The organism is Muriicola sp., from assembly GCF_041567615.1.
In the GTDB taxonomy this organism is placed as follows: Bacteria; Bacteroidota; Bacteroidia; order Flavobacteriales; family Flavobacteriaceae; genus Muriicola.
This window is the reverse complement of record NZ_JBFGBM010000139.1, coordinates 1-7,384: the sequence shown is the minus strand read 5'-3', so window position 1 is coordinate 7,384 and position 7,384 is coordinate 1. Positions and strand designations below refer to the sequence as shown.

Below are 7,384 nucleotides of genomic sequence, written 5' to 3'. Positions count from 1 at the left end.
TCATGGCTTCCATGCGTATCCTCAGGATGGAGATCCCTATGAATTTCACGATGGAATTTCTCGAAGAGGAACTGAAGCGGACCATACGCGAATCTGGATTAACCGACAAGGCAGTGGTTGGCAGGTTCTATGTTTTTCCCAGGAATACAAAGGTTTGCGGCGATCCGGATCGATCCGTGTCCTATCTCATCCAGCTCAAAACGCTTTCTTCTCCCTTTTACCTCCATGAGGATTCGCCTTATGAGGTAGACCTATACAAAGATTTTTACGTCCAGGCGGGCATGTTGTCTACCCTGCCTACTGTCAGCAGGGTATTGGAAAACACAGGCTCCGTTTATGCCCGCGAAAATGGATATGCAGATTGTATCCTCCTCAACGACCTCAAAAATGTTGTGCAGACCTTAAAGGGGAACCTGTTTCTTGCAGTAAATAACAAGATAAAAACGCCTCCTTTAGCCGATGGTTGTCAAAATAATGTTCTCAGGAAAAAAGTGATAGAACTGATTGAAAAATCTCAGGAGTACGATATTGAGGAAGCTTCCATTTCCCCTTTCGAATTGCAAAAGGCAGACGAATTATTTATTGCCGAGATTTCCAGTGGGATCCGATCCGTAACCCGTTACCGAAGAACAGAGTTCAAAAAAGAAGTAGCCGTGAATTTTTTGGGGAAGCTCAATGCCGCAGCCAGATTCAGTTAAGGCTGGGGTTTTCAGGAGCATTAGACCACAAGAGGTAGTCGCCTCCCAGTTCCATCATCTTTTCCTTCCAGAAGGAAATAGCAGATTTCTCAATAATCTCACTTTCGTACTGGTTCTTTACCACGATCCAAGATTTGGAGACCAGTTCCTTGTCCAGTTGCAGTGACGACCAGCCTGAGTATCCCAGGAAGAATCGAATATCCTTGGGGGTGATAACCCCTTTATTGATCAAACTGATGGTTATATCGAAATCACCGCCCCAGAAGATACCATCAGAGATCTCAATACTGCCACTGATCAGGTGAGGGACTTTGTGAATAAAGTATAGATTGTCTTGTTCCACGGGCCCCCCGTTAAATACGGGAAAGGGCACCATGATCTCGGTGACCAGTTCACTTATGTCATAGTCAAGCGGTTTGTTCAGGATGAACCCGACGGATCCTTCCTCGTTGTGTTCTGCCAGAAGGACCACTGACCTGTTGAAGGAAACGTCTCCCGTCAGCGAAGGCTCCGCGATCAAAAGCTTTCCTTTCTTTGGTTTTAGACTGGTCATTTGGGAAGAACCTTTTTTCTAAAATAGAATAAAAGTCCAGAACTACAAAAAAGCCTGAATAAAAAAAGCACCCCTGTGATGGGGTGCTTCCGATATATTGTACAAAACAAAAATTAGTTAACAGCGCTGCTCAAATCAGAACCTGCCTTGAACTTAACTACGTTTTTTGCTTTAATGTGGATGGTTTTACCAGTAGAAGGGTTTCTTCCTTCTCTTGCACTTCTTCTAGATACTGACCAAGATCCGAATCCTACCAAAGAAACACGGTTTCCTTTTTTGAGGGACTTTTCAACGTTCCCAAGAAAAGATTCCAAAGCTTTTTTAGCGGCTGCTTTTGTGATACCAGCGTCAGCTGCCATGGCATCGATTAATTCTGTTTTGTTCATAATGGAAGTAAATTAATTGTTGTTAAATATTTTAAAGCTCAAACAAAATTAGACGGATTTGCCGTTAACGCAAGTAAAATCAAGGGAAATCAGGGTTTTTGTTGATAACTTGAAGGCTTTGTTGATAAACTCGCAATATTTTATGGAATTCTTTGAGCCCAATAATGACGGGACTTTAGCGGACATGTGCATTTGAATCCAATTTTAGCCCATTCAGGACCTCCCTGGATGCCATTTTCCGTTTGCCCGGGAGTTGTATTTCTTCCAGATCTACCCAGCCACCGTCCACCGCTATCCGTATTTTCTGATATGGCACTATTTGCCCGGTTGGACTCCTGTGTTCCTGAGGAGTATAACGGGCCCCAAAAACCTTCAAATAGATGGATTCCTCCCCGTTCCAAAGCGTCGTCCAGGCAGCGGGGTAGGGGCTTAAGCCGCGGATGTGATCGTATATCTTACTGCCCGGCAGGCCCCAATTGATCTCACAATTTTCCCGTGTCAGTTTGGGAGCTGTTTTTACGGTCTTCAGTTCTTTTTGTGGCTTGACCCTTACCTCTTCCCGGGCGATCAGATCAACGGTCTTCAGCACCAAATTGGCCCCAAGTACCATAAGTTGGTCGTGCACGGTCCCGGCGGTATCCTCTTTGGAAATCGCACATTCTTCCTGCAAAATGATGGCGCCAGTATCGATCTTCTCATCGATAAAAAAAGTAGTCACCCCTGTCCTGCTTTCACCGTTAATGACAGCCCAATTGATAGGGGCTGCGCCCCGATAATCGGGCAGGAGGGAAGCGTGGAGGTTGAACGTGCCGTATTCAGGCATATCCCAGACAACCTTTGGCAGCATTCTGAAGGCCACAACGATCTGGAGATTCGCATTCAAAGTCCGGAGCTCTTCGAGGAAGTTCTCCTTCTTGAGGTTGGTGGGCTGAAGCACCTTAAGTCCATGCTCCAACGCATAGCGTTTTACCGCTGACTGCCTCAGAGACTGACCCCGACCTGCAGGCCTGTCGGGCGCGGTGATTACGCCCACTACGTTGTATTTGTTTTGTACTAAGGCATCCAAAGTGGCTACAGCAAAATCTGGAGTACCCATGAAGACTATTCTGAGATCTCTCATGACAGGGCGGTATATTCGTTGTTATTGGTGAGTCTGATCTTTCCTTCCTCCAACAGGTACTGCAATTCCCTGAGGACGATTTCCCTTTCCCCTCCGAGGGTGTCGATCAGACTCTGGGAAGAAAGGGCTCGTTCCCGCACAAGCGTCAGGATGTGAGCATCCAATGAGGCCTCTTCCTTTCCGGAACCCTTCTTCTTTTTCCGGCAGACATCGCACAGGCCGCATGCCTGGGCCGATTTTTCCCCAAAATAATTGAGGAGTAGCACGGAACGGCAAAGGGAATTGTTGTTAACGTAGGCCAGGACAGCTTCTACGTTCTGTATTTTAATTCGGTTCAGCTCATGTATTTTATGGGCAAAGGTGTTGATGGTGCGATCATCTTCCCTGGGAAGCAGAAAAGTAATTTCCGTATCGCGTTGTTCATCAACGAATTTCAGGATCCCATCCGCCCCGGCCTTGCGAAGTACGGTTACCACCTCATCTTCTGTGGTTTCTGCTTTCTTAGCTAACAGTACAGGGTTCACAGTCGTCTCAAAATCGAACACCCCTCCATAGGTCCTTAGAAGGACCTGAAGGATCACCGCCATGCCCGGGTGGGCGTCAAGATACTCGAAGATCTCCCCTTTGGATGCTGTAAAATAAACGGTGGTCTTCTGAGAGAACTGCTGGGTCAGGGAAATAACAGAATTCTGATCCAACAGACGAAGTCCGTTATAGACCAGGGCCGGATTCAGGTCATAGGTGTTGCAAAAAGCATTGAAATTAAACGGGAAGGCCCCATCTTCCTGTCTTCCATAGGCAATCTGAAAATAGTTGTTCAATTTGTTGTACAAGTGCCTTACAAATGCCACATCGGGCAGTACAGAAATGAATTGATGGTACAGCCGCTGTTCGTCTTCCGGATTTACAAGCAGAACGGCATCTGCCCGTTCCCCATTCCGTCCGGCCCTTCCGGCCTCCTGGAAATAGCTTTCTACACTTTCAGGGAGTTCATAATGGATCACCAAATCCACATCGGCCTTGTCTATCCCCATACCGAAGGCACTGGTGGCGACCATCACCCGGACCCGATCACGGAGCCAGTCTCTGAGCCGGTCGTCTTTTTCATTACGTGTCATGCCGCCGTGAAAGGCCATGGCCTCTATACCGTGTTGGGTCAGTTCCCGGCTGAGCTCCTGAGTTCTTCTCCGGCTCCTGACGTATACGATGACCGATCCTTTTATCCCTTTGCAAAGTTGCAGCATCTGCTGCAATTTGTTCTCTTTTTTGATCACCCGGTAGATGAGGTTCCTTCGTTCGAAAGAATCCTTAAAAACCTCTGGAGAGAACATGCTCAAGTTTTCCAGAATATCTTTTTCCACTCGGTTTGTAGCCGTTGCCGTCAAGGCGATACAGGGTACGGCAGGATGTAGTTCCCTGAGGATGGAACATTTCAAATAAGCTGGCCGGAAATCGATCCCCCACTGGGAGATGCAATGGGCTTCGTCTATGGCGATCAGGTTTACGTTCATCTGACCGATCCGCTCCTGTACCCAAGACTGTTGCAAGCGCTCCGGTGAAAGGTACAAAAAGCGGTACCCCCCATATAAGCAATTGTCGAGCAAAGTACTGGCCTCGTTAAAGGAAATCCCACCTGTAAGGGCCACAGCCTTGATTCCCCTGCGTTTCAGCCCTGCAACCTGATCCCTGATAAGTGCAATTAGGGGGGAAACAACAACGCAGATCCCGTCCTGAGCTATCGCGGGAATTTGGTAGCATACAGACTTCCCGCCCCCGGTAGGAAGCATTGCCAGAACGTCCTTCCCGTTAAGGACAGCCTCAATGATTTCCTCCTGGGAACCCCGGAAGGAGCTGTGTCCCCAATATTTTTGCAGGATCTCCTCTGGTGATGTATTCATAGTTCCGGGATGACGTGTTCTATGATGTACGCAGCCCTCTCCTTCACGCTTCCCTTTGGGATGGTCAATGAAGGGTATTGGAATTCTGAATAGGTCCTGACGAGTTCCTGATGGATCTCCAGTGCCTGCTCAAAATTTTCAAGTCGTTCCTCATCCTGGGTGTAAATATCCTCCCAGGGCGGAAGAACTACTACCCGGTCGTATTTGTGCTCTTCGCAGTAGGCTACGAATTCATCGGGATATTGTTGCCTGAAATACTTCATGTAGGCCAGGACATCCGGCAGACCCCGGTCATAGAAAACGACCTGATGATCCAAGTCGGCTCCGGCTCTGAAATGTTCGAGACGGGATTCCAGCAGAAATAGATTGAACCGGAACGGATCGTCCACAAAGGCGAGAGGATTTGAGTGGATCGCATTGGGGTCACCGTTGCGCTTGGCCTCGAAAGTCAGGTCCCGGATCACCTCGTGAAAGCAGAAATACCCGTTTTGTTCGAGCTCCCGGATCACTGAAGTCTTCCCGGTTCCGGGTCCGCCTGTTATCACAATCCTCTTTGGCATGTTTCTGCTTTATCCTGAAACAAAAGTAATCAATACCTGCCTCGCAGTAAAATAGGATGAATCCCTTTATATTTGCAAAAAGATATTGCATGAAGAACGACAGTACGGATGAATTTTACAATCGGTTAAAGGAAGAACTTCTGAGGACGTCTTCATGGCCCTCGGATTACCTCTATAAATTCATTGTACCGACCGATGAGGAGAAGATCAAAGCGATTCAACTGATCTTTGACAATACGGGAGCTGTCATTGAATCCCGGAAATCGAGCAAGGGCAAATACACCAGCCTTTCTGTAACGGTCAACCTCCCGGATCCTGATGCCGTGATCAGCCACTACAAGGAAGTGGCTAAGGTAGAAGGAGTAATCTCCCTCTGAGGTAGGTTGTCTGATGGAATTTTAGTAATTTGCCCTCGAAATCATTTACTTCCAGACCCGATCATCAACTTAAATATTTTATATTGAATTCTGTAGAAAACTTAGAATACAACACAGAACGTCCGCAACTGATCATCCCGGAATACGGCAGGCATTTTCAAAAAATGGTCGATTACGCAGTATCCATAGAGGACAGGGACGAGAGGAACAGGGTGGCACAGTCCATCATCTCCGTCATGGGGAACCTTCAGCCCCACCTGCGTGACGTGCCTGATTTCCAGCACAAATTATGGGACCAGTTGTTTATTATGTCCGACTTCAAACTGGACGTCGATTCCCCATTCCCAATCACGAGCAAAGAGATGCTTCAGGCTCGCCCTGAGCCCCTGGAATATCCCCAGAACCACCCCAAATACCGATTTTACGGGAACAATATCAAACGGATGATCGACGTGGCGGTTAAATGGGAAAAAGGGGATAAACGCGATGGACTCGAATACGCCATTGCGAACCATATGAAGAAGTGCTACCTCAACTGGAACAAGGACACGGTGGATGACAAGGCTATTTTCCAGCACCTCTACGAACTGAGCGAAGGACAGATCGACCTTGCCTCGGACGGGGAGAACCTGACCGAAAGCGGCCAATTCCTTAAACAAAGGGTCGCCAAAAGCAACCGCTCGGGAGGATCCGGTAAAAAGCAGCGCAGCAATAGAGGAAAGAAACGCTACTAATTCCTGCGTAATTCATGGGTACATTTACTATAGAAGGGGGGCACAGACTACACGGAAACATCACGCCCCAGGGAGCAAAAAATGAAGCACTCCAGATCCTGTGCGCCGTTTTACTCACTCCTGAAAAGGTTACCATAAACAACATTCCTGACATTGTAGACGTCAATAAACTCATTGCTCTTTTGGAAGATCTTGGCGTCAAGATCCAGAAAAAGGGAAAGGGGTCTTATACTTTTATGGCCGATGACGTGAACCTCGATTACCTGCTCTCAGACCAGTTCAAGATCGACGGCAGGGGACTGAGGGGTTCCATTATGCTCGTCGGGCCCCTGTTGGCCCGATTTGGGAAAGGATATATCCCAAAACCAGGAGGGGACAAGATAGGCCGCAGACGGCTCGACACCCACTTTGAGGGATTTATCAAACTCGGGGCCAATTTCCGGTATAACAGAGAAGAGCACTTCTACGGGGTGGAAGCAGAAAAACTCAAAGGGACCTATATGCTCCTTGACGAGGCTTCGGTGACGGGAACTGCCAATATCGTAATGGCCGCTGTGTTGGCCGAGGGCACGACCACGATCTACAACGCTGCCTGCGAGCCCTACCTGCAACAGCTTTGCAAGATGCTGAACCGCATGGGAGCAAAGATCAGTGGTATTGGTTCCAACCTGTTGACCATTGAAGGGGTGGAGTCCCTGAAAGGGACGACCCACACCATGCTGCCCGATATGATCGAGATCGGTAGCTGGATAGGCCTGGCTGCTATGACTAAGAGTGAACTCACCATTAAAAATGTGAGTTGGGAAAACCTTGGACAGATCCCTACAGCCTTTAACACGTTGGGAATCACCCTGGAAAGGCGAGAAGATGACATCCATATTCCCGCCCATACCGAAGGATACAAGATCCACAATTACATAGACGGGTCCATCCTGACCATTGCCGATGCTCCCTGGCCCGGCCTGACCCCGGACCTGCTCAGTATTATCCTGGTGGTTGCTACCCAGGCGAAAGGGGAGGTGCTTATACACCAGAAGATGTTTGAAAGCCGACTTTTC

General features: G+C 48.2%; 9 protein-coding genes. 4 read left to right on the top strand and 5 right to left on the bottom strand.

The annotated features are described in order from the left end of the window. Positions 1 to 698 (top strand): aminotransferase class IV (locus ABYP73_RS09835; RefSeq protein WP_372974200.1); only part of this gene is annotated, 698 nt, incomplete at its 5' end. On the opposite strand, the gene ABYP73_RS09830 is transcribed toward ABYP73_RS09835, so the two are convergent. The 5 genes from ABYP73_RS09830 to ABYP73_RS09810 form a co-directional block, all read right to left on the bottom strand. Continuing rightward, positions 691 to 1,251, bottom strand: coding sequence for a YqgE/AlgH family protein (locus ABYP73_RS09830; protein ID WP_372946280.1), 561 nt, complete (start codon positions 1,249 to 1,251; stop codon positions 691 to 693). The genes ABYP73_RS09835 and ABYP73_RS09830 overlap by 8 nt on opposite strands. A 113-nt stretch (positions 1,252 to 1,364) precedes the next feature. Beyond that, entirely contained in the window at positions 1,365 to 1,637 is a 273-nt protein-coding gene (locus ABYP73_RS09825) for an HU family DNA-binding protein (RefSeq protein ID WP_188369101.1), read from the bottom strand. A gap of 175 nt (positions 1,638 to 1,812) precedes the next feature. After that, positions 1,813 to 2,757 (bottom strand): methionyl-tRNA formyltransferase, encoded by a 945-nt coding sequence (gene fmt, locus ABYP73_RS09820; RefSeq protein ID WP_372974199.1) that lies wholly within the window; start codon positions 2,755 to 2,757, stop codon positions 1,813 to 1,815. Beyond that, positions 2,754 to 4,655, bottom strand: coding sequence for an ATP-dependent DNA helicase RecQ (locus ABYP73_RS09815; protein ID WP_372974198.1), 1,902 nt, complete (start codon positions 4,653 to 4,655; stop codon positions 2,754 to 2,756). Before ABYP73_RS09815 ends, fmt begins: the two co-directional genes overlap by 4 nt. Continuing rightward, on the bottom strand, positions 4,652 to 5,215 hold the full coding sequence (locus ABYP73_RS09810) for an AAA family ATPase (RefSeq protein WP_372974197.1): 564 nt from the start codon (positions 5,213 to 5,215) through the stop codon (positions 4,652 to 4,654). The genes ABYP73_RS09815 and ABYP73_RS09810 overlap by 4 nt, the downstream gene beginning before the upstream one ends. An 89-nt stretch (positions 5,216 to 5,304) precedes the next feature. Between ABYP73_RS09810 and ABYP73_RS09805 the strand changes: the two genes are divergently transcribed. The 3 genes from ABYP73_RS09805 to ABYP73_RS09795 form a co-directional block, all read left to right on the top strand. Further along, a complete protein-coding gene (locus ABYP73_RS09805) occupies positions 5,305 to 5,592 on the top strand; it encodes a DUF493 family protein (RefSeq protein WP_372946250.1) in 288 nt (95 codons plus the stop codon). An 83-nt stretch (positions 5,593 to 5,675) separates the two neighbouring features. Beyond that, positions 5,676 to 6,326, top strand: coding sequence for a DUF4290 domain-containing protein (locus ABYP73_RS09800; RefSeq protein WP_372946251.1), 651 nt, complete (start codon positions 5,676 to 5,678; stop codon positions 6,324 to 6,326). 14 nt (positions 6,327 to 6,340) lie between these two features. Beyond that, positions 6,341 to 7,384: UDP-N-acetylglucosamine 1-carboxyvinyltransferase (locus tag ABYP73_RS09795; RefSeq protein WP_372974196.1), on the top strand; the 1,044-nt coding region annotated here is incomplete at its 3' end.

Bases quoted from the DNA above. Each gene is read 5' to 3' on its own strand.
- ABYP73_RS09830 (WP_372946280.1), bottom strand. From the start codon at position 1,251: ATGACCAGTCTAAAACCAAAGAAAGGAAAGCTTTTGATCGCGGAGCCT.
- ABYP73_RS09815 (WP_372974198.1), bottom strand. From the start codon at position 4,655: ATGAATACATCACCAGAGGAGATCCTGCAAAAATATTGGGGACACAGC.
- ABYP73_RS09810 (WP_372974197.1), bottom strand. From the start codon at position 5,215: ATGCCAAAGAGGATTGTGATAACAGGCGGACCCGGAACCGGGAAGACT.
- fmt (WP_372974199.1), bottom strand. From the start codon at position 2,757: ATGAGAGATCTCAGAATAGTCTTCATGGGTACTCCAGATTTTGCTGTA.
- ABYP73_RS09805 (WP_372946250.1), top strand. From the start codon at position 5,305: ATGAAGAACGACAGTACGGATGAATTTTACAATCGGTTAAAGGAAGAA.
- ABYP73_RS09825 (WP_188369101.1), bottom strand. From the start codon at position 1,637: ATGAACAAAACAGAATTAATCGATGCCATGGCAGCTGACGCTGGTATC.